The following is a 20,208-nucleotide window of genomic DNA, read 5'->3' as shown; positions in this document are numbered from 1 at the left end:
AGGCGTTGGTTTTCTTGCAGTGATCAAAGAACGCGATTGAACCACTATATGTAGTATGTTAGGCTAGGGCAAATTCGAGAGAAGGAGTCCAGCCTATGCGTTGCCCAGCCTGTGGAAATCCTGAATCGAAGGTTGTCGATTCCCGACCTTCTGAAGACGGCACGGCTATACGGCGCCGTCGCGAATGTCTTGATTGCGGCCGACGATTCACCACGTACGAACGACTAGGCGACAACCCCTTGCTCATAATCAAAACGGACGGATCGTCCGAAGCTTACGACCGCCAGAAACTCATGCGAGGCTTGCTTATGGCATGCGCGAAGAGGCCTATATCGCCTGAGCAAATCGGATCGCTTATCGACAGCATAGAGAGCGAGCTCCGCAACGCCTCCAAGAGCGAGATTAAATCAAAAGAACTAGGCGACATGGCGCTTGTCCGTCTAGCTAAGCTTGACGATGTGGCTTACGTTCGCTTTGCGAGCGTGTACAAGGACTTCCAGAACGTCGAAGAATTCTCGGCTGCACTTGAAGGGTTGCGATACCATGACTGACCTTACAATACCGGTAAAACAGCTCGATTCCGGTTTACCTGTACCTGCGTATGCCTACGCAGGCGATGCGGGAGTTGATTTGCGCGCTACCTGCGACGATGTGCTGCAACCTTTTGAACGAAAACTTGTTCCTTGCGGCCTTGCGATGGCAATACCGCAAGGCTATGCGGGCTTCGTCCTTCCGCGAAGCGGGCTGGCCATTAAACACGGCATTTCCCTGGTAAATGCACCCGGTTTGATCGACAGCAACTATAGAGGGGAGATAAAGGCGGTTCTCGTGAATCTCGATCCCCAAACGCCGTTTGAAATCAAGCGCGGCGATCGTATTGCTCAGTTGGCTGTCATGAAGGTTCCCGACATCGCTTTCGAGTCGGCCGATGAGCTTCCTGAGAGCAGCAGGGGCGCGGGTGGTTTCGGCAGCAGCGGAGTGCGTTCGTAAGACAATGCGATCAACTTAGAGTAACTCTAAGTTGCAGTACAAGAGTACTTAGAGTTACTCTAAGTACTCTAATTCTTGGCTGAATAGACTAGGACACGAACGAAAGGGATCCGACGTGAGCGGCGTGCCATGTTACAGCATAAGCGACGTTGTCGACACGACGGGTATCTCTGCATTTACGATTCGCTATTACGATAAGTGCGGCTTCTTTCCAGATCTCGCGCGTGATCATCGTGGTGTGCGTTCGTTTTCACAGGCTGACATCACGCAATTGCTGTTTGTAGATGCATTGAGAAAAAGCGGGCTTTCAATCGAGGGTATTCAGTACTTCGTGAAGCTGCAGAAACGCGGCGCTGCGACGCAGGCTGAACGCTTGGAGATCGTCAGAGACCAGGAAACCGTCCTCGAGTACCAGATCAGTGAATTGAAGGAAAGCTTGAAGCGCTTGCATGCAGCGAGTATGGAGTTGTCGGCAAGCGATTCGAGTCAATAGCGCACCATGGTATAGTTTGATAACAGGTCATCGAAAATCATTGCGATTTCCATGGCCTAGGAGTCGCGAAAGGGCAATATAGGGCCTTAGAACGGCTCTCAGAGCGTCGTTTACAAAAAGCCTGGTCAGAGGCATGAAATAGAGGGTACTTATGGCAGATGAAGAAAACAAAGCTCCTGAAGCGCCTCCAGCGCCGAAAAGCAACCGAGAAGAAAAGTATCAGCCTCCGACTGGTCCGCGGATATCGATTGCGCCTCCGCCGTTTCAGCCGAACATGCAGGATTATCGAGAACTGAAATCTTCCCAGACGCTGATCATGGTCGCAAATATCGCCGGACCCGTTTCGTTGTTCATCGGCGGTGTCTTATTGAGCGGCACGGGGCTTATATGCGGAATAATCGGTTACAGAAAATTGAGCGCGCTTGCAAAGAAGCAGACCGAAGTTGCTGCCGTTGCATCTCGCTTAAGACGGTCGAGCGTCGTAGGCATGGTTATCTGCGGCATCGCACTCGTCCTCAATGCGGTTTCTCTATACTTCCTGCTTCCTGAAGTCATGCAATTGGTCGAAAGCGGCGATTACACTGGGCTTGCAGCCGATGTCGGAAGCGGAGCTGCTGGTCCTAGCACGACGTGGGGCTAAAGTCGCGTATTTGCAACCAGTCTGTTTTGCATGCCGACGGCAATCGTATGCATAAAGCATCACGAAACCGTCGGCATGTTTTCTTTAAAGTAGCTAATGGGTTTACGAACCATGCTTTCCATCAGCCCCTTTATCACTCCCCTTCATACGCTTTCTAATTTATTGATAACATGTCTTATGTAAAGTAACACTCATAAAAAATTCGGGGTGATAACTACCCCGATAAACCCGTTCCATTGTCAATTGACGGCGCGAATCCCCCTACGTTTATCCCGGCCCCCTGCCAGGACTGCTACGCTTCGCATGATGCCATACAGCCCGCAGCGGCAAGGGCAGCCGACCGGCGGGTTCCTTGCCGCTGCGGGAACGCAGCGCCGTCAAGCGCTTACGCTACATCATCCTCTCGAAAACCAGGTTGCATACCGTTCTGTCGCCGCCGCCGAATCCAGCAGAAGCCGCCGTGGACTGGGCGAAGGTGTGCAGGCGATATCCTTGCGCATATTGCTGATTACAAATTTCCTCGATTTCCGTGAAGTTCTTCGATCCTTTGCCGACGAACTTCTCCCTCAGTACCACCTGCATAACGCGGTATTGCCCTCCGTTGAAGTTGGTCTTTCCTGCTTCGTCATTGAAGTTGTCCATAAAGCCCATGGCCGCACTCCCCCACTCGTCGTCGAGCGCACCCGCTAAAGTACGCTACCCCTGATCAGAACACTGTCTTTCATCAGTATAGACCCTCTTCAAACACGCAATGATCGTCAGGAGAGGAAACTTGCCGGAAAGGAGCTCCCCGGGGAGGCGATGCGCCGCAAGCCCTACCCTTCTAGCCCCGAACCTCTTCCTCCATTCGACGCTTCAACTCTTCGACCAGCAGAAACCGTCGCGTTTTTCCCGTTGCAGTATGAGGGATCTCGTCCACGAACTCCAAGCGCACGGGAAGCAGGTGCTCGTGCGCCTCTTGAGCGCGCATGTAGTCCCGCACTTCCGCAAGCGTTGCGCACCTGCCGTTCTCCGAGACCGCGAAGAGGCATACCACTTCGCCCAGACGTTCGTCGGGCATGCCGATCGCCGCATGATCGCCGATGCCGGGACAACCGTCGACAAGATGGTCCACCTCGACTGCGCTGATGTTCTCGCCGCCGCGGATGATAATTTCCTTTTTCCGTCCGTTGATGCGTATTCGACCCTGTTCATCCTGGTAGCACAGGTCGCCGCTGTAGAACCACCCCTCATCGTCAAGCGCCTTGTCAGTGCGTTTGGGATCTCCCAGGTAGCCGACAAACTGATGCGGTCCGCGCGAAGCCTCTTCCCCCTGCGTTCCCCGCGGAACCTCGTTGCGATGCTCGTCCACCACGCGCACCTCGATCCCCGGATACGGAATTCCCGACCAGCTTCCATTCCAAGCAAGACAATCCGCAGGTGGCACGTATACGTGCGGGCAGCTTTCGGTCGAACCGTACACCTCGCAGAGCAGCACCCCGTGCTTCCATGCGCGTTGGACAAGAGAACCGGGAACCGGGGCACCGCCGCAAAGGAACAGCTCAAGAGATTCGAGTTTTTTGCCGGTCCGGTCAAGCTCGTTCAGCAGGTCGAATATGAAGGGCGTCGCCCCCATAGACCACGTGCACCGCTCCGCATTGACCAAGTCAACGGCTTCTTCGACATCAAATCGCTCCTGCAGCACGGCGCGCCCGCCCATGATCATCGGAGAAAGCAGTCCGTGGAAGAACCCCGTAGCATGATTGAGCGGCGACGGCATGTACATCACATCTCGCTTCGTCCTTCCGGCACCCGCAATGAACGAGGTTTCGGAAAACAGGATGTTGTTGTGCGTGAGCATGGCCGCCTTCGGTTTTCCCGTAGAGCCGGACGTTGAGAGAATGCAGGCCACGTCGTCAGAAGATACCTCAGGCCGACCAGGAGTCCGTCCGACGTCTTGAAGAACGGCGGACAAAGCCGTGCCCCGTTGCACAGGAGCAAGACGATCGACGAACAGCAAGCAACGCAGCGAAGGAACCTCGTGCCGGGCATCGAGCGCCAACGACTCGAAATCAGTGGATTCGAACAACGTGGGGCCTATGTAAGCCCTCGACGCAACTTGGTTCATGTTCTGAACGACGCTGCGTCTCCGGCGATCAATGGAAAGCGGATGCATAACCACGCCCGCTTTCAGGCAGGCAACGTAGACGATGCAGAACTCTGCCCAGGTGGGCATCTGGAACGAAACGACGTCACCGGGCTCTATCCCCTGATCGATCAGCCAAAAGGCAAGCTTCGAAGCGGATTCGTCCACTTCGCCGTACGTAAAACTGGAACCCTTGCTGTCGGTAACGTACGTATCAGACCAGCAAGCTGCCGCCTGCGCTTCCCATACATCCAGGATGGTCTTTTCAGTCCACAGCCCCTCGCGATAGTACCGCGACTTCCGGTTCTCGTTGATTCTTGCTTCGGTGATCATGACGCCCCTTTCATGAAAGCCCTGGTATCATCCTAGCGTTCCATGAACGGGGAATCACCGGTCAAACGCGTAGCTTCGCGCGGTCCGCCACCTGGCTGAATGGTTCGTCTGAGCGGTCCGCTGGTCTGGACTGATCTGCTGAAACAAGGTATCCTTCCTGATAGAGGCCGAAAAGGGCGGCCTATGAAGGAGGGGTAGCATGAAGACCAGGAACGTGTTTGTCGCGTGTGCGGCTGCAATGCTCATGGCGTTTGGGGCGGTTGCGCTCACGGGATGCGGGCCCAGCGACGAGGAGATCATTCGCGAAGGGGTCACCGAGCAGCTCGAAGCTATCAAAACGCTCGATCCCGCTTTGCTCGATGAACTTGCCACGGGCGCAGGCACGGCGGAAATGGCCGCATACGGGATAGATCCGAAGGAGTTCGTCACATCGTATCTGGCGGGTTTCGACTATCGCGTTGACGGCATAACAGTGGATGGCGACAAAGCCCAGGCCAGCGTGGTTCTCACCTGCAAGAACCTCAAGGAATTCGAGAAGGGATTCGCGGAAGCGACCCAGGCGCTCGCTTCCGATGAGACCGTTGCCAACATGACCGAAGCCGAGATCACCTCGAAGATCGGACAAATCATCATGGATACGCTCGGGGCTCTTTAGCCGGCTGAAACGGCGCCCATCACCATAGGATACGAGCTCAAAGATGACACCTGGATGCCTGATTCCAATGCCGAGCAGGCTGTTTCAAACGCGCTTTTCGGCAACTAAGCATGCTCCAAGTCGCTTGATGAGCGCTACGGTTCGGCTACCGCTCGGTAACCGAACGCGCTTTTCGTAGCAGGCCATCGCGCAAAAGCGTATTCTGCGGCTAGGGCTTGAGAGCGTGCAAGGAGGATGCAATGGGATACGTCATAGGCCTGTTATGCTTTATGGGGGCCGTAATGTGCGCTTCATTCGTTCGGCGCCTTGCATAACGGCAAAAAGCTCGATCAAGAAAGGCGGGCTGCTTTCGCAGCCCGCCTTTTGCATGGGCAGAGCGGCTATCCCGCAATGACTTAGAGTTACTCTAATCTACGGGGCCAGCAGGAACCGATAACAGATTATCGGGTTGTAGTCGAATATCTGGATGCACCAGTTCGAGAGCTCAGGTTGCGCCGAAGCTACCAGAAACGGCAGCGTGAGCTCGCGCGTTTCGCCTGGCGCAAGAGCGCTCCATGATTCGTCGAGCGCATTGCAGGTTATGCCGACATCTTCAGGATTCGCCGGATACAGCGCTCCGAGCAGGTGTTTGCTCATGCCCGTCTCGCTTTGACTGACGCTGGCATCCGAAGCGTCGTCCGAGTACCGGAGGCTCAATATCGGAATAGTCGCCACTGTTTCAAGGGAAGGATTGGATGCTTCGACATTAACGAGCATGACCGTTTTACCTGGATCGTAATCGAATGAAGACAGATATGCGGGATAAAACTCAGCAAACGAAGCGGACGAAACGGTTCTTGCGCCGGTCACTTTCATGCTGAAGGTCGGCAAATCGGAAGCAACCCGCAGATATCGAGGCCACGGTCCCTCCTCTGAGTTCTTCTGCACGCTCAGCAAGGGAAGGCTCGCTTCGACGAAAGGCTTCACCTCGTCGGGAATCATCGCCCATTCGTCTTCGTCGAAGTCGTCGCGGCTATACGCCTTTCCCTGCGTGACGCCAGTCAAATCGAGCGTATCGCCGAACGCGGTCTCGACAACCGTATCCACGATCACTTCAGACCGATCGCCCACTACGGAAACCTCGCGAGTACCGAGGGTCTGCGAAGCAGGACTATCTGGTTGGCCGGGGATATAGTGCCCCGCGAACCATCCCATCGTAAGCAGAAATGCCGCAATGCAGCAAACGCAAAGCAGCATGCGTGCTCGTTTCGCGGTCGAGGTCATGCAATCACCTTCGTCCAAATCGTCCTTTACCTGGGTGGACTCTAGCATTGATCGGCGGCGTAGGACAATGGTGATATTTTTCACCCAACCTCACGGCATTGATTGCGGGCTTTGCGGATTCAGAGCGGCATCCGGTGGAGTATGCTTACGCAATGAAACGAACGGAAAGGACGCACGTCAATGCTGGATGCCCCTACCCTGCTCATGCTGGCCTGCGTTGGGGCATTGTGTTTGGCAAGCTGCTGGCTTATGATACGTGCCCTTGTCTTCAATCCTCACGATCGTGCGGTCTTGCGCAGCGCGGGGGTTGCAGCAGCTTGCTTCGCGGCGTCGATCATCGGATGCTTGGCGCTTTCGGACGCCTTCGGGTCCGAAGCTGCCGCTGCATGTTCCGTAACGATTTTCGCGGCGGCAGCGGTATTGCTGGCAGCGGCGAATCGAACGCGGCGGCAAGCAAGCCCCGATACTGAACTCACCAGCGGGAACGCCGGCGTCGCCCCGACGGACGGGCCGTACCCTTGCGCGCCGCAGCTCGACGATACGGCGCTGCGAGCGCACATGGCGCGCGCATACGATCTAACCCGTCGCGAAGAAGAGATTTTAGGACTGATTCTTGACGGGCGCGCTCAAGCGGATCTGCCGACCGAGCTTTGCATAGCGGAGAACACCGTTAAAACCCACGTACGACATATCTATCGCAAGCTTGGCGTCCGCAGTCGCGACGAGCTGTTTCAGAAAGCAGAATCGTTCCGGATATCGCATCTCGCTCGTACGACATCCGGAACGAGCAAAAGCTAGCTTGCAGACGATTCCTCACAATCGAGATTCGCCGCTTTCCCGCTCGCAGCGTTAAGCTGGCGCTTCAAGACCACGCCGAGCAGGATGCACAGCGCCAGGATTGCGGCGCATATCAGATAGGCTGCATCGAACGTGCCCGTGACGTCGAACACCACATCGGCCATGACCGGCGCCAGCACGCCCGAAAGCCCCCAGGCAAGATAAAGAATGCCGTAGTTCGTCCCGTAGTTCCTCAAACCGTACAGATCCGCTGTCATCGAGGGAAACACGCTCAAGAGCGTTCCGTACGAGAATCCAACGAACAGCGCCCCCAGCGTCAGCAGCGCGAAGTTTCCGTACAACGCGAACAAGCACATGTTGAGGCACTGGATGGCGAACACTAGAACAAGGGTGTTGATGCGCCCGATCTTGTCCGACAGGATGCCGCCCACAACACGACCGCCCGTATTGAACAGGGCCAGAAGAGAAACGAGCAAGGCTGCGTAGCCTGCGGCGCTCGCAGGATCCTGGATGGTCGCGATCTTCGAAAGGTTGCCGATGATCATGAGACCCACCGAAGACGACAGCGCGAACAACGCGAACAGCAGGTAGAACTCCTTGGTTCGAACCATTTGACGCCACGTACGATCCGGGGTCCGCTCGACGGATGCCTTCCCCGCTTTGCGAACGGAGGATGAAGCGGGAACGTAGTCGGTTTCGGGGTTCTTGATAAGCTGGGCGATGGGCACGCTTACGACGATCGTGACAATGCCCAGGATCAGGAACGTCTGCGAAATGCCGAAGCCCTCGATCAACATCTGCGTAGCCGGTGCAAGATAAACCGCCGCCAGCCCGAAACCGCCGACGACGAGTCCTGCGACAAGCCCCTTCTTGGAGGGATCGAACCACTTCAAAGCGCACGGCGTAACGCAGCCGTAGCCCAATCCGATTCCCGTTCCAGTAAGAACTCCGTACGTGAGGCACACTCCGAGCACGCTTTGCCCCGCGAACGAAGAAAGCACCATGCCCAAGCCGGCCAGCAAGCCGCCCGCCGTGATGACCTTACGAGGCCCTATCCTGTCCTGCACGATGCCGCCGCCCAGCAATCCAAGCGCGAAGAACACGATGGCGATGGTGTACGGCAGTCCCGCCTGTGCGCTCGACCAGCCGAACCCGCCTGCGTCAGGCGCGGCGGTCAGCCCTGATTTGATAACGCTCCACGAATACAACAAGCTGATGGAGAGGTTGAACAAAACCCCTGCTATCAGGACGACGTTCGCTCTGCTTTGAGTCTTCGATCGTTGCATGGATCCTCCTCGTCTTGGGGGAAAGCACGCAGTATAGCGAACGAGGTTCGGTGTCTTGATGCTTGCCCATCCTTTTCCGATAAGCGGCAAACGCATCGTTTACGCCGCGAGCCATCGTTTCCGGGAAGGAGCAACGAGAACATGCATATAACCTAGTAAAACACTTTCGATTATGCGAAAACGGACACCCGATCCGCAGGGCGTTCGGAATACGCCCAATCGGCGAACGGCTGCCGGCGCGCGACCCGCACAGCCGTTGAGGCCCATTGAACATACGAGATCCAACAAGCGAAACCTCCGTCTAAGCCGTACCGACGTCGATCGAGCATCGGAATCCCGGCATACGGCCCCGAAACGGCGAAAGCGAGACCGTGTCGGCCTCGCTTTCTTGCCAAGGAACTTCAACAGCTCCTTTTATATCAGGTTGATCGACTCCTGCTGGAAGCTTACGCCACCGGAGGGGTGCCCTCGGCGTTGCCGAAGATGGCGTCGATCTGCACCAGGGCGTCCATGGGCAGAGCGGAGGCGCCCACGACGCGGCGAGCAGGGGTGCCGCCCGGGAAGAACGTCGCGTACACTTCGTTCACCGCATCAAGGTCATCGATGTTCTTCAGGAAGATGTTCACCTTGACGGCGTCCTCCATCACGTGGTCGACGCACTCGATGATGGCCTTGATGTTCTTGAAGCACTGCTCGGCCTGCTCCTTGACGCCGCCGGCAACCATGGCGCCCGTGGCGGGGTCGATACCCAGCTGAGCGGAGATGTTGTTGTAGTGCGAGAAGGCAACGGTCTGCGTGGAGAGCTTGCACTTCGGCGCGGCGTCCGTGTTGTTAGCCTCGAGGATGAGCCCGTGACGGTCCTCAACCAGCTGCGGGGGCGTGCCGTCGCCATGGGAAACCACGGCTTCGATCTGCACGAGCGCATGCATGGGAAGGCCGGCAACCTCGACCACCGTGCGAGCCGGCATGTAGGCGACCGCGCGAGCGATGCCCGAATCCGGGAAGAAGCGCGTGTACGCCTCGTTCATGGCATCCGTGTCGGCGAGGTCCTTGAGGAACACGTTCACCTTGACGATGTCGTCGAAGGGCACGTCGATGCTCTCGAGCACGGCCTTGATGTTCTTCAGGCACTGCGCGGTCTGTTCGCGCACGCCGCCGACCACGATCTGGTTCGACTTGGGGTCGATGGGCAGCTGGGCGGAGATGTTGTTGTAGTGCGAGAAGGCCACGGACTGCGTGGACATGACGTCCAGCGGAGCGTTGTGCGTGTTGTTCGTGTACTTCAGGATGTCGCCGGCCTGCGGAGCGTTGGGGATGGTGCCTTCGCCGTTGGAGATCAAGGCCTCGACCTGGATCAGGGCGTCCATGGGCAGAGCGTCAACGGCGACGACCGTGCGGGTGGGCACGTAGGTCGGGAAGAACACCTTCTGCACCTCGTCGACGGCGTCCATGTCCTGGATGTCCTTGACGAAGATGGTGATGCGGATGACATCGTTCATGACGTGATCGATGCTGTCGATGATCGTCTCGATGTTCTCGAAGCACTGCACGGCCTGCTCCGTGATGCCGCCGGGCACCAACTCGCCGGTGGCGGGATCGATCGGCAGCTGAGCCGAAAGGTTGTTGTAGTGCGAGAAAGCCACGGTCTGCGAGTACAGATCGCTCACCGGGGCATCTTCCGTGTTCCTTGCCAGTACTACGTTATCGCCGCTCATTAGTACCCTCCTTTTAGAGTGTCTCGCTTACGATGCTTGCGATCGGACCGCATGGGCCCTGTTCCCGAGGCGGACCGCCCGAAGGACGCTCCTAGTCTTTTTGGGAGGGCTGCATTATACCTATTTGTGCAGGTGCACAAATCCCTTTTCGGCAGATTTCCCCGCAGCCCTACCGGGCCCGTCCGACCGTTCGCCGCAAAATCTGGAAGGCTGAAAGCTGGCATGCAAAAAACGGGTGCGTTGCTCTTGTTTCATGCAGGATTATCGCACCTACCGTTCACCGATTAATTTTCGCGCACGTGCGCACGACCGCAATATCACCACGGAATATACCGAACTTCGTCCCGCAATGAAATGAAGGCGCCCTCCTGCGCAAAAAGCGACAGGAGGGCGCCTTCGTCAATGCACGACGAGCGCTTCCGAAGCTACCCTCGCCTTCCTCCGGCGTTCAGCCAGGCCAACAGGCCCGTGCAACCGGCCAGCACGTCGTCGTACGTGGTTTCGAAGTCGCCCGTGTACCACGGGTCGGCCACATCACGATCCGTGTCTGCAAATTCAAGCAGCTTAATGCAGCGGCCTTCGGCCTCCCGACCCAGTTGACGACGCATGTCGCGCATATTCGCCTCATCCATGCCCACGAACAGGTCCCACTCCCCCGCGTCTGCCCGCTTGAGCCGTCGCGCCCTCTTGCTAGAGCAGTCGATCCCCTGCGCCGCGAGCACGGCGCGCGTTCCCGAATGCACGGGGCTTCCTATCTCGTCATCGTGGGTGGCCGCCGACTCGATGACGAACGCATCGGCCAAACCGCGCTTGGCAACCAGGTCCTTCATGACGAACTCCGCCATGGTAGAGCGACAGATGTTGCCATGGCACACGAATAGGATGCGGTACGGCGCACTCATCGAGCGGCCTCCTCGGGCTCGAGCACTTCTTCGTAGCAGGCAAGCAGGTCGGGCATGACGCGCTTGATGCTAACGGGCTTGAACGTAGTCGCATCGACCAGGCAATGGGTGCTGCGCCCCGTGCAGCACGGCTTCTCCGTTTCCATGTCCTGCCCTTCCCTGAACACCTCGTAGGCGTACACGGTCTTCGTCGGCCGTGACAGCACGACGCGCGTGCGCACGATGGCCGTGTCCCCGTAGCGCAAGGGCATGCCGTAGTCGCATTCGAAATGCGTGACGGGAGAAAGGTAGCCTGCTTCTTCGATGCGCGCGTACGGAAATCCGATCGCCTCCAGAAACGAGGTGCGCGCATCTTCGAAGTACAGCAGGTAGTTTGCATGATAGACGATGCCCATCATGTCGGTTTCAGCATAGCGTATGGTTATTGGCGTGCAGACGCGCATGGGTGGCGGCCCTGCCTTTCGCAATCGGCTACAATGTGAGTATGCGCAATATCGTATCGTATATAGCAGAAGAGCAGCGGACTTTCTCCGAATTACCGTTCAACCCGGTGGACTCCCTCGTATTCTCGACCCTGGCTTACCTCAACTACGAAGAAGCCGGACGCGACCAGGCTGACGCCTTGCGCTCGGACGGCTCGATCGCCGCCCCCTGGGAGGCGCTGCTCGACGCAAGCGGCCCCCGGCGCGTGCGCTTGCACGACGTTTTGGCCTTGTCGGACTGGGAGGCCCTTACCGCGCACAGCTGGATGGAGGATGCGCGGGACACCGTGGCTTTTTTGCACGTGGCAATGGCGAGCCGTCGTTTGCGCGACGTGCGGGTATCCTTCTATGCCAACGAACGATCCGAGGTGGTTGAGAAGCAGTTCAGCGCCGTAACCTTGTTCTTCCCCGCCATTGAGGGAGAGCGTGCTTACCTGGCGTTTCGAGGCACGGACGGCAGCTTCGCCGGTTGGAAAGAAGACTTCAACCTGTGCTTCAAAGACGTCATCCCGTCGCAGTGCACGGCGGCGGCCTATCTTTCGGGCGTGGCGTCGGCCTGCGCGTGCCCGCTTCTGGTTGGCGGCCACTCGAAGGGCGGAAACCTTGCCGAGTACGCGGCTCTGGTTGCAGACGACGGCACGTTCTCGCGCCTTGAAGGCGTGTTCAACCACGACGGCCCGTCGTTTTTGGACAACCCTTCCCCGCGCATCGACGATCCGGCGTTCTGCTCGCTCCTGCACAAGAGCGTCCCCGAATCTTCCGCGTTCGGCATGATATTGGAACGGCGCGCCGACTACCGCGTGGTAAGATCATCAGCGCTTTCGGTGTTTCAGCATGAGCCGTTCACCTGGCAGACCGAAGGATCGGACTTCCTGTACCAGGACGAGCTCAACGCATCGGCCGTGTTCTTCGACGAAACGCTCGACGCATGGCTGCGCAGCAGGAACGCGTCCGAGCGCGAGCGGTTCATCGATTCGATCTACGATCTGTTCGCCTCGACCGAGGCGAACACCTGGGCCGAGTTCCAGGAAAACCTGTTCGCGAACACCCGGCAGCTTTTGGGATCGGGATCCAAGTTGGACGCGGAAACGAAGAGCTTCATCTGGAAGACGCTGGGAGGATTGGGCAGCGTGCTGAAGGAAGAGACCATCAAGCGCTTCAGGTCGTCGCCGCCCATGTGGCTGCCGCGCCGTCGCGAAGCGTATGCAATGAGGACGAGGAAGGAAGCGAAGCATGAGCGCAGAAGCGCCCGCAAGGACGGCTGACGAAGGGAACGCGGTAACGAAGAGCGCATACGGAAGGTTCACGCTGCGCATGGCGGTGCAGCTGGCGGCCCCTCACACATGGCCGGCAGCCATTCTGCCCGTACTGGTGGCCACCGCAGCGGCCGCTGCCACAACGGGAGCCGTTTCCGCCGTGATGGCGTGCGTACTGCTGATCATCTGCATACTGATGCAGGCCTCGGTCAACACGTTCAACGACTACTACGATTACGTGAAAGGCGCGGACTCGGCTGACGACAACGTGGATCCGACCGATGCCGTGCTGGTATACAACAACGTGAATCCGCGCGCAGCGCTCGGACTTGCCGTTGGGTTTCTGGTTGCGGCGTTCGGACTGGGCATTTACGTTATCTGGCAAGCCGGATGGATTCCGCTGGCTTTGGGCGTCGTCGGCGCGATCATCGTGGTTTTGTACTCGGCGGGGAAAACGCCCATCTCCTACCTGCCCATTGGCGAGCTTGTCAGCGGGCTCGTCATGGGCGGGCTCATTCCCCTTGCCTGCTACCAAGCACTGACCGGAGCGTTCGACCTGCGCGCGCTGCTGTGGGCGGTGCCCACCGTGCTGGGCGTCGGGCTGATCATGTTCACGAACAACACGTGCGATATCGAGAAAGACGTCGAATCAGGACGCCGCACTCTGTCAGTGCTGCTGGGACGCGACCGCGCGCGCAAGCTGTACCACGGCGTGGTGGCGGCCTGGATGATCTCGATCGTAGCGCTGGTGGCCCTGTTCTTCACGAGCGGTGTCATCGTGATTCCGTTCATGCTGCTTGCGTCGTATCCATTGGTGAAGGCGCTCATGGCGAATCCGCTTGCGCCGCCTTCGCGCATAGGCGCCATGGCGCAGGTATGCAGCCTGAACATTGCGTTGGGCGCGTTCTATGCGGCGGCGCTGTTCGCAAGCGGTTTCACCTTGTTCGCATAGGAGGCCGCCATGACGTACGATTTCGATCGGATAATCGAGCGACGTGGAACCAATAGCGAGAAATGGGACTGCGGGCCGCAACTCAAAGGGCGCGACGATCTGTTGCCGCTCTGGGTCGCCGATATGGATTTCGCGCTGCCCGATGAAGTGCTTGACGATATGCGCACAGCCGTGAACCATGGCGTGTTCGGCTACGGTTTCGCAGGAGCTGCGTACTACGAATCGGTTTTAGCCTGGTACTCGGATCGTTTCGACTGGACCGTGGAGCGCTCGTGGCTCACGCAAACTCCCGGCGTGGTGTTCGCGCTGGGAATCGCTCTGCAGGCGTTCACCAATCCAGGCGATGCCGTGCTGATCCAGCAGCCCGTTTACTACCCGTTCGCACAGCTCATCGAATCGAACGGATGCAAGCTTGTTGACAGCCCGCTCGTTTACGAACAGGGACGATACCGGATAGACTTCGATGATTTCGAGAAGAAAATCACGTCCTCTCGGGTGAAGGCGTTCATTTTATGCAGTCCCCACAACCCGGTCGGCCGGGTATGGACGCACGACGAGCTGGATCGGATCGGGCGCATCTGCCGCGCGCACGACGTGCTGGTCATCTCGGACGAGATCCATGCCGACTTCACCTACCCAGGGCATCGCCACCACGTGTTTCCCACGGTAGATCCTTCGTTCGCCGAACGCTGCGTAGTATGCACGGCGCCGAGCAAGACGTTCAACATCGCCGGGCTGCAGATAGCCAACATCGTCATCCCGAACGAGGAGCTGCGTACGTGCTATCGCAAGGCTTTGGAGCGGATCGGCTACTTCGGAGCAAGTCCGCTCTCCCTGGAAACGTGCCGTTCGTGCTACACTCACGGCGGCCCTTGGCTGGACGAGCTGAAGGACTACCTGGCAGAGAACCTGAGGTTTTTAAGAAATTTCCTGAGCGAACGGATGCCCGAGATCGCGTTGGTCGAGCCGCAAGGCACGTATCTTGCATGGCTCGATTGCTCGGGCTTGAGCCTAGACGATGCGCGGCTTGAAGAGCTCATGGTGGACGACGCGCACGTGTGGCTTGATTCTGGCAGCATGTTCGGACCGCGCTCGGGGCAGTTCGAACGCGTGAACATAGCCTGTCCGCGCGCCACCCTCGAACGCGCCCTCGAGCAGATAGAATCAGCTGTCGGAAAGGTGCGCGCGCAGCGCGCGGCCAACCGGAAAAGATAAAGGAGCACGCTATGGAAATCGTTCGTTTCGGCGTAGGGTTGGTGCTGTTGATTGCATCAGGTGCGTTGACGGTGCAATTATGGAACGGCAACTGGCTATCGCTGATCGCAAAGCCCACGACCACGAAAAAAGGTACGTTCTACCCTGAGGGCACACGCAAGTCAGGGCAGCGCGCAGCCTGGGTCATGGTCGCATGCTTCGCGGTGGTCGCGACGCTCATGGCGTTCGAAATGGCGAAGATGACCGGACTCGTCCTGTTCGCGCAGATCGCTTCGGTGCTGTGCAACGTGATGCTGGTTGGATTCTGCGCATTGGCGGTATGGACCCTGTTTTCCCGCTCGAAAGGCGCAGACGGCAAGCTGAACTTCGGCGGCGACAACGTGCGCCTGACGCTTTTACTGCTAGGAAGCTGCGTGGTCCTTACGCTCGTGTCGCTCCTGTTCGCGTAGAGATCCGTCGTCGTTCAGCGAAACCTAGTGGGAGGCTGCGGTCGAACCGTTTCTAACAACTGAACCCCGAATTCCAGCAAGCGTTCAATCTCACTCGTTATTCTAGGGCAGGCTTCACGAAAGCCTGCCCTGACTTTTCTCCAGCTGAAAAGCCGCCCCTTGCCACCCTGTCGACTTGTTACCAAGGTTTCGCGATACAAGAGCGGTTAATCAGCAAGGCTCCTACCAGGGGAAACTTTCTCACTCACGCATTATGCGTTAACGAAAAACCCTCGAATTCCCGACATTTCATGCATATTGCGGTTAGCGTTTCCTCCTATCCGTTTTTACAGTTCTCGCAATGGGATCTCCATTCGAACCAAGGGGAAGACCGACAAGTTCGCTTTAGAAGCACTTACCGGTCGAGGAGGACGGGGAGGACGAACGCATGATGCAAGCATGGGCTGCAGACGATTCGGGTGCCGGGCAGCAAGAAAACGGCTTAACGGACCCGGCGAAAACCGATATCGAATCAAAGCAGGAGCACGAACCGGATCTCAGTTTCGACGAAAAGCTGTCGACGTTGGAAGAATCGGTTACGAGGCATCCGCTCAATCGAGAAATCCTTTACAAAATACTGGCGCATTGCACGGAAGAACGGTTGCTATCCGATCTGGAGCGATACGTTGCTTCGTGCCCCGAATTCAGAGGCGCTACGCAAAACCCTCACCACATGGCGCTGACGCTGAAGGACGCTTACGGGCTTGAACTGATCGAGCGGGATCAAGAGGGTTGCGAGATCACGCCCGAAAGAAAGCTCGGGCTGAACGAAGACGAGCTTGACGATCTTGTCGACACCCAGTCGTTTCGAAGCACGGAGGTTGGATCCCGCTTCGTCGAGCTGCATCACCCGCAGGCACGCCTCATTGAGCTTCTCGACCTTGCGCCCGAACGTGCGTCGACCTATCGAGAATTGCTCGAATTCATTTTGGAAACTCCTCGAAGCTATCCGCAAATCGAGACCTTGCTTCAAGGAAAGCCGGTGCTCGAGGCTTTTATCGACGGCGAGCGCATCGTCATGCAGCCAAGCGTGTTCGTGGATGAATTGGAGCGCTCCGGCGCTCTGGTTTGGGATGGAACGTGGAACCTGACCAAGGAGGGAACGGAGTTTTTGAGGGACTTGCAGGAAAAGCAAAGCGTATAAAGCTCAGGAGGAAGGAAACTACTATGGCGGAAACCACATTGACGCGGCGCAGCTTCGTCAAAGCGTCTGCTCTTGCCGGAGCGGCCACGGCCATCGGCGCATCGATGGCCGGCTGCATGCAGGAAAAGCCGAAGGAGGAAGCTGGCAAAGACAGCACGAGCGATCTTGTGAAAATGAAGACCTCCTGCCATGGCTGCATTCAAATGTGCCCGGCAATCGCGTATTTGCAGGACGGCGTCGTTGTCAAGTTGGAAGGAGACCCGGACGCTCCGGTCAGCCGCGGCTCGCTCTGCATCAAGGGACTGAACCAGCTGCATACCATGTACAGCCCGCGCCGCGTCCTGCATCCGCTCAAGCGGGCGGGAGAACGCGGCGAGAACAAATGGGAAGTCATCTCTTGGGACGAGGCGATCGAAGAAGCAGCCTCCCATATCGTCGACTCTATCGAAAAGTACGGACCGTATTCGTTCTTTGCAAGCGTGGGCGGCGGCGGATCCTATTCCTTCATAGAGGCTATGACGTTACCCATGGCGCTCGGCTCCCCGACGGTGTTCGAGCCCGGCTGCGCACAGTGCTACCTGCCGCGTTGGAGCATGTCGAAGTTGTTCTACGGCGGCGTGGACCAGTCCATCGCCGACAACGCCGTGCAGGAGATCTTCCGCACGGGGGAAGACAACAAGGCAGAGGTCGTGGTCCTATGGGGCGCGCAGCCGTCCGTCAGCCAAACGGCGGAGTCCGGCCGCGGTATGGCGGAACTGCGTACCAAAGGAGTCAAGACCATCGTGGTCGACCCCAACTTCTCGCCCGATGCTGTCAAGGCAGACGTATGGCTACCGATCCGACCGGCAACCGACACCGGTCTTCTGCTGTGCTGGTTCCGCTACATCTTCGAAAACAAGCTTTACGACGAGAAATTCACGAAATACTGGACGAACCTCCCCTTCCTGATCGATCCTGACACGAAGCTGCCTGTAAAAGCACAGGAGCTGTTCCCTGATTTCGAGCAGAGCACGCCTGAGAACACGCCTGCTTATGTATGCTACGACCTGAAGACGAACGCCGTGGCACCCTTCGAGTACTCGGCGCCCGACAAGGCGACGGTCGATCCTGAAATATTCTGGTCCGGCGACTTCAACGGCAAGACGTACAAGACCGCCGGTCAAATCTACCGCGAGGAGGCCGACCCCTGGACGCTTGAGCATACGGCCGAAAACTGCTGGCTGCAAGCGGACAAGATCGAAGAAGCTATCAAGATCTACGCTGAAGCTGCCGTAGCAGGCATCGCCAACGGCGTAGCGTCCGACATGACCGAATCGGCCAGCCAGGTGCCGCTCGGCTGCATGGGCCTCGATTCCATCATGGGTTACATCAACAAGCCGGGTTGCACGATGACGCAGTACGGCGCAGCGGGCGTGCAGCCCACCAAGCGCCCGGTCACATACAACAACGGGTTCGACGGCATGTTCTCCGACATGTACGGCGTCGGCGCGGTTATCGGCATGTCGGAAGCGGAAAACGAAGCACGCATCAAGAAGCTGGGCGAAGAGAACCCGCAGCAGAAGCTTGCAAACAAGCTGCTGGTCGATCGCTTGGGCATGAAGGATCACAAGGGTCTGTACGCTTGGTGCCATTCGCACATCCCCACAGTGCGTCAAGCCATCGCAACGGGCGAACCGTACAAGCCGCGCGTGTGGTTCGACATGTCGGGCAACAAGCTGGCGATGCTCGGCAACGCGAAGTCCTGGTACGAGGTGTTCCCCGAAATAGACTACATCATCTGCCAGTATCCGCATCTCACGTCCTTCCAAATCGAAGCAGCCGACCTTGTCTTCCCCGTACGCGAGTGGCTTGAAGAGCCTATGGTGAACATGTGCCAGCTGAACACGCAATGGCTCCAAAACGAATGCGTTCACATTGGCGAGACCGTGTCTCATAGCATTCCCGCTGCTCAGGTCCTCGCGAAATGCGCTGAGAAGATGGGCGGCGAGCTTCCGGGCTTGAAGCCGGGTTATTTGGGAGCCCCGACCGAAGAAGCCGTGAAGGCCGATGTTGCTCAAAAACTGCAGGCTCCCAGCTGGGAAGAGCTTGTCAACAATACGGACAAGTACGTGCCTTGCGTGACGCCTGCCGAAGAGTACTTCCAATACAACCAGCATGAACCCATCGTCGACGACGGCTTGCCTGCCGGTTTCGGCACGGAATCCCGCAAGGTCGAAACCTATTGCCAGATCTTGCTCAAGCTCTCCCGCACGGGATATCCCTTCTGCTATCCGGAGCCGCAAGAACCGTGCGCGGATTACAGCCCCATTTGCTCTTACATCGAGCCTGCGGAAAGCCCGCTCACCGACACCGAGTTCCCTTACGTTTTGACTTCGGGTCGCGTGCCCTACTTCCACCACGGCACGATGCGCCATGCGGCGTTCTCGCGCGAGCTGTTCCCCACGGCCGAAATCCGCATCAACCCTGCAACCGCAGCCGAGCACGGCATCAAGCACATGGATTGGGTGAAGGTGTCCAGCCGCCGCGGCGAGGTGCACGCTCGCGCGTACCTGACCGAAGGCGTGAATCCGAAGACGGTCTGGATGGAGCGCTTCTGGAACCCCGAATGCTTCGACGAGTCGCAGGCGAACCCCACTGCCGGATGGCGGGAATGCAACGTAAACGTGCTGACGAAAAACGACGCTCCGTTCAACGAGGTTTACGGCTCGTACACCAATCGTGGCTTTACGGTGAGCATCGAGAAATCGGAGAAGCCCGCGAACGTCTGGGTCTCCCCCGAAGAGTTCGCGCCGTTCCTGCCGTCCGCGGAAATGAAAGCTGAAGCTCAGACTAAGGATGTGTTCTAATGAAAAACTGCCTTGTTATCGATCTGGATCGCTGCAGCGGATGCGATAGCTGCGTAGCGGCCTGCAAGCATGAGAACAATGTCGACCTGGGCATATACTACAGCAGGGTGAACGCGGCGGGTCCTGCGGGCACGTTCCCCGACATCGAGATGTACTGGCTTCCCTCGCAGTGCCAGCAATGCGAGAACCCGGGCTGCATCGAGGTGTGCCCGACCGGCGCATCGTATCGCGACGAGGAAACAGGCGTGGTATTAGTGAATGCGGAGGAATGCATCGGATGCGAGTCGTGCCTGTCCGGCTGCCCGTACGACGCCCGCATGCTCAACCCCGCCACGAACGTCGTCGAGAAGTGCACTCTGTGCTTCCAACGCCACGCCGACGAGAACTGGACGCCCGCCTGCGTCCACAACTGCTGCTGCGGCGCTCGCTACTTCGGCGATCTGGACGATCCCAACGGCCCAGCCTCGAAAGCCATTGCCGAAGCAGGGGCCGACAACTGTCACCATCTGGCCGACCCTGACGGCCTGAAGCCCTCCACGGTCTACATCCTTTCGAAGAAAACCGCGGCTTGGCACGACGCTCCCGATGTTGTCACGCGCTCCGTACAGGAGTAGACGCAGATCAA

The 20,208-nt window shown here is 58.0% G+C and carries 20 protein-coding genes; 13 read left to right on the top strand and 7 right to left on the bottom strand.

Annotation, left to right across the window (positions count from 1 at the left end; all coding sequences use genetic code 11):
• The first annotated feature begins 95 nt into the window (after positions 1 to 95).
• The 4 genes from nrdR (at position 96) to LG373_RS04850 (ending at position 2,123) form a co-directional block, all read left to right on the top strand.
• The gene (nrdR, locus tag LG373_RS04865) at positions 96 to 551 is read left to right on the top strand and encodes a transcriptional regulator NrdR (protein ID WP_114566097.1); all 456 of its coding nucleotides are present in this window, start codon (positions 96 to 98) and stop codon (positions 549 to 551) included.
• Positions 544 to 990: a dUTP diphosphatase gene (gene dut, locus LG373_RS04860; RefSeq protein ID WP_225749174.1), complete on the top strand. Its 447-nt coding sequence runs from the start codon at positions 544 to 546 to the stop codon at positions 988 to 990. Before nrdR ends, dut begins: the two co-directional genes overlap by 8 nt.
• A 115-nt stretch (positions 991 to 1,105) precedes the next feature.
• Positions 1,106 to 1,483: a MerR family transcriptional regulator gene (locus LG373_RS04855; protein WP_225749173.1), complete on the top strand. Its 378-nt coding sequence runs from the start codon at positions 1,106 to 1,108 to the stop codon at positions 1,481 to 1,483.
• 151 nt (positions 1,484 to 1,634) lie between these two features.
• Positions 1,635 to 2,123, top strand: coding sequence for a hypothetical protein (locus LG373_RS04850; protein WP_225749172.1), 489 nt, complete (start codon positions 1,635 to 1,637; stop codon positions 2,121 to 2,123).
• A gap of 390 nt (positions 2,124 to 2,513) precedes the next feature.
• On the opposite strand, the gene LG373_RS04845 is transcribed toward LG373_RS04850, so the two are convergent.
• Both LG373_RS04845 and fadK read right to left on the bottom strand, forming a co-directional pair.
• Positions 2,514 to 2,774 carry a DUF4177 domain-containing protein gene (locus tag LG373_RS04845; RefSeq protein WP_114566094.1) on the bottom strand — a complete coding sequence of 87 codons (261 nt, stop codon included), beginning with the start codon at positions 2,772 to 2,774 and terminating at the stop codon, positions 2,514 to 2,516.
• 172 nt (positions 2,775 to 2,946) lie between these two features.
• Positions 2,947 to 4,581 (bottom strand): medium-chain fatty-acid--CoA ligase, encoded by a 1,635-nt coding sequence (fadK, locus tag LG373_RS04840; RefSeq protein ID WP_225749171.1) that lies wholly within the window; start codon positions 4,579 to 4,581, stop codon positions 2,947 to 2,949.
• A 199-nt stretch (positions 4,582 to 4,780) separates the two neighbouring features.
• On the opposite strand from fadK, the gene LG373_RS04835 reads away from it, so the two are divergent.
• Positions 4,781 to 5,236 carry a hypothetical protein gene (locus tag LG373_RS04835; RefSeq protein WP_225749170.1) on the top strand — a complete coding sequence of 152 codons (456 nt, stop codon included), beginning with the start codon at positions 4,781 to 4,783 and terminating at the stop codon, positions 5,234 to 5,236.
• A 411-nt stretch (positions 5,237 to 5,647) separates the two neighbouring features.
• Here LG373_RS04835 and LG373_RS04830 read toward each other — a convergent pair whose 3' ends face one another.
• On the bottom strand, positions 5,648 to 6,472 hold the full coding sequence (locus LG373_RS04830; RefSeq protein ID WP_225749169.1) for a hypothetical protein: 825 nt from the start codon (positions 6,470 to 6,472) through the stop codon (positions 5,648 to 5,650).
• 207 nt (positions 6,473 to 6,679) lie between these two features.
• Between LG373_RS04830 and LG373_RS12305 the strand changes: the two genes are divergently transcribed.
• On the top strand, positions 6,680 to 7,297 hold the full coding sequence (locus tag LG373_RS12305; protein ID WP_370632854.1) for a response regulator transcription factor: 618 nt from the start codon (positions 6,680 to 6,682) through the stop codon (positions 7,295 to 7,297).
• Here LG373_RS12305 and LG373_RS04820 read toward each other — a convergent pair.
• The 4 genes from LG373_RS04820 to LG373_RS04805 form a co-directional block, all read right to left on the bottom strand.
• Positions 7,294 to 8,583, bottom strand: a complete 1,290-nt coding sequence (locus LG373_RS04820; protein WP_225749167.1) for an OFA family MFS transporter — start codon at positions 8,581 to 8,583, stop codon at positions 7,294 to 7,296. The genes LG373_RS12305 and LG373_RS04820 overlap by 4 nt on opposite strands.
• A gap of 446 nt (positions 8,584 to 9,029) precedes the next feature.
• Complete coding sequence (locus LG373_RS04815; protein WP_114566090.1) at positions 9,030 to 10,298, bottom strand: RidA family protein; 1,269 nt, start codon at positions 10,296 to 10,298, stop codon at positions 9,030 to 9,032.
• A 425-nt stretch (positions 10,299 to 10,723) separates the two neighbouring features.
• Entirely contained in the window at positions 10,724 to 11,200 is a 477-nt protein-coding gene (locus LG373_RS04810; RefSeq protein ID WP_225749166.1) for a low molecular weight protein-tyrosine-phosphatase, read from the bottom strand.
• Complete coding sequence (locus LG373_RS04805) at positions 11,197 to 11,643, bottom strand: thioesterase family protein (RefSeq protein WP_114566088.1); 447 nt, start codon at positions 11,641 to 11,643, stop codon at positions 11,197 to 11,199. The genes LG373_RS04810 and LG373_RS04805 overlap by 4 nt, the downstream gene beginning before the upstream one ends.
• Before the next feature lie 41 nt (positions 11,644 to 11,684).
• Here LG373_RS04805 and LG373_RS04800 point away from each other — a divergent pair, with 41 nt between their 5' ends.
• The 7 genes from LG373_RS04800 to LG373_RS04770 all read left to right on the top strand — a co-directional run bounded on the left by LG373_RS04800 (position 11,685) and on the right by LG373_RS04770 (position 20,197).
• Positions 11,685 to 12,947, top strand: a complete 1,263-nt coding sequence (locus tag LG373_RS04800; RefSeq protein ID WP_225749165.1) for an Mbeg1-like protein — start codon at positions 11,685 to 11,687, stop codon at positions 12,945 to 12,947.
• Between the two features lie 49 nt (positions 12,948 to 12,996).
• Positions 12,997 to 13,890 (top strand): prenyltransferase, encoded by an 894-nt coding sequence (locus LG373_RS04795; RefSeq protein ID WP_225749211.1) that lies wholly within the window; start codon positions 12,997 to 12,999, stop codon positions 13,888 to 13,890.
• A gap of 9 nt (positions 13,891 to 13,899) precedes the next feature.
• The gene (locus tag LG373_RS04790; protein WP_225749164.1) at positions 13,900 to 15,105 is read left to right on the top strand and encodes a MalY/PatB family protein; all 1,206 of its coding nucleotides are present in this window, start codon (positions 13,900 to 13,902) and stop codon (positions 15,103 to 15,105) included.
• An 11-nt stretch (positions 15,106 to 15,116) separates the two neighbouring features.
• Positions 15,117 to 15,554, top strand: a complete 438-nt coding sequence (locus LG373_RS04785; RefSeq protein ID WP_225749163.1) for a lipocalin — start codon at positions 15,117 to 15,119, stop codon at positions 15,552 to 15,554.
• A gap of 427 nt (positions 15,555 to 15,981) precedes the next feature.
• Positions 15,982 to 16,737 carry a hypothetical protein gene (locus LG373_RS04780; RefSeq protein WP_225749162.1) on the top strand — a complete coding sequence of 252 codons (756 nt, stop codon included), beginning with the start codon at positions 15,982 to 15,984 and terminating at the stop codon, positions 16,735 to 16,737.
• Positions 16,738 to 16,760: 23 nt separating this feature from the next.
• Complete coding sequence (locus tag LG373_RS04775; RefSeq protein WP_225749161.1) at positions 16,761 to 19,583, top strand: molybdopterin-dependent oxidoreductase; 2,823 nt, start codon at positions 16,761 to 16,763, stop codon at positions 19,581 to 19,583.
• On the top strand, positions 19,583 to 20,197 hold the full coding sequence (locus LG373_RS04770; RefSeq protein WP_225749160.1) for a 4Fe-4S dicluster domain-containing protein: 615 nt from the start codon (positions 19,583 to 19,585) through the stop codon (positions 20,195 to 20,197). Before LG373_RS04775 ends, LG373_RS04770 begins: the two co-directional genes overlap by 1 nt.
• Positions 20,198 to 20,208: the final 11 nt, after the last annotated feature.

Origin of the sequence: Paraeggerthella sp. Marseille-Q4926 (genome assembly GCF_916618935.1) — a bacterium.
Classification (GTDB): domain Bacteria; phylum Actinomycetota; class Coriobacteriia; order Coriobacteriales; family Eggerthellaceae; genus Paraeggerthella; species Paraeggerthella hominis.
The sequence above is the reverse complement of the archived record's forward strand: the minus strand, read 5'-3'. Positions and strand labels throughout refer to the sequence as shown.

What these genes read in the sequence shown, in the direction of transcription:
- nrdR (WP_114566097.1), top strand. Translation starts at nt 96, where the DNA reads ATGCGTTGCCCAGCCTGTGGAAATCCTGAATCGAAGGTTGTCGATTCC.
- dut (WP_225749174.1), top strand. Translation starts at nt 544, where the DNA reads ATGACTGACCTTACAATACCGGTAAAACAGCTCGATTCCGGTTTACCT.
- LG373_RS04850 (WP_225749172.1), top strand. Translation starts at nt 1,635, where the DNA reads ATGGCAGATGAAGAAAACAAAGCTCCTGAAGCGCCTCCAGCGCCGAAA.
- LG373_RS04845 (WP_114566094.1), bottom strand. Translation starts at nt 2,774, where the DNA reads ATGGGCTTTATGGACAACTTCAATGACGAAGCAGGAAAGACCAACTTC.
- fadK (WP_225749171.1), bottom strand. Translation starts at nt 4,581, where the DNA reads ATGATCACCGAAGCAAGAATCAACGAGAACCGGAAGTCGCGGTACTAT.
- LG373_RS04835 (WP_225749170.1), top strand. Translation starts at nt 4,781, where the DNA reads ATGAAGACCAGGAACGTGTTTGTCGCGTGTGCGGCTGCAATGCTCATG.
- LG373_RS04830 (WP_225749169.1), bottom strand. Translation starts at nt 6,472, where the DNA reads ATGCTGCTTTGCGTTTGCTGCATTGCGGCATTTCTGCTTACGATGGGA.
- LG373_RS12305 (WP_370632854.1), top strand. Translation starts at nt 6,680, where the DNA reads ATGCTGGATGCCCCTACCCTGCTCATGCTGGCCTGCGTTGGGGCATTG.
- LG373_RS04820 (WP_225749167.1), bottom strand. Translation starts at nt 8,583, where the DNA reads ATGCAACGATCGAAGACTCAAAGCAGAGCGAACGTCGTCCTGATAGCA.
- LG373_RS04815 (WP_114566090.1), bottom strand. Translation starts at nt 10,298, where the DNA reads ATGAGCGGCGATAACGTAGTACTGGCAAGGAACACGGAAGATGCCCCG.
- LG373_RS04810 (WP_225749166.1), bottom strand. Translation starts at nt 11,200, where the DNA reads ATGAGTGCGCCGTACCGCATCCTATTCGTGTGCCATGGCAACATCTGT.
- LG373_RS04805 (WP_114566088.1), bottom strand. Translation starts at nt 11,643, where the DNA reads ATGCGCGTCTGCACGCCAATAACCATACGCTATGCTGAAACCGACATG.
- LG373_RS04800 (WP_225749165.1), top strand. Translation starts at nt 11,685, where the DNA reads ATGCGCAATATCGTATCGTATATAGCAGAAGAGCAGCGGACTTTCTCC.
- LG373_RS04795 (WP_225749211.1), top strand. Translation starts at nt 12,997, where the DNA reads ATGGCGGTGCAGCTGGCGGCCCCTCACACATGGCCGGCAGCCATTCTG.
- LG373_RS04790 (WP_225749164.1), top strand. Translation starts at nt 13,900, where the DNA reads ATGACGTACGATTTCGATCGGATAATCGAGCGACGTGGAACCAATAGC.
- LG373_RS04785 (WP_225749163.1), top strand. Translation starts at nt 15,117, where the DNA reads ATGGAAATCGTTCGTTTCGGCGTAGGGTTGGTGCTGTTGATTGCATCA.
- LG373_RS04780 (WP_225749162.1), top strand. Translation starts at nt 15,982, where the DNA reads ATGATGCAAGCATGGGCTGCAGACGATTCGGGTGCCGGGCAGCAAGAA.
- LG373_RS04775 (WP_225749161.1), top strand. Translation starts at nt 16,761, where the DNA reads ATGGCGGAAACCACATTGACGCGGCGCAGCTTCGTCAAAGCGTCTGCT.
- LG373_RS04770 (WP_225749160.1), top strand. Translation starts at nt 19,583, where the DNA reads ATGAAAAACTGCCTTGTTATCGATCTGGATCGCTGCAGCGGATGCGAT.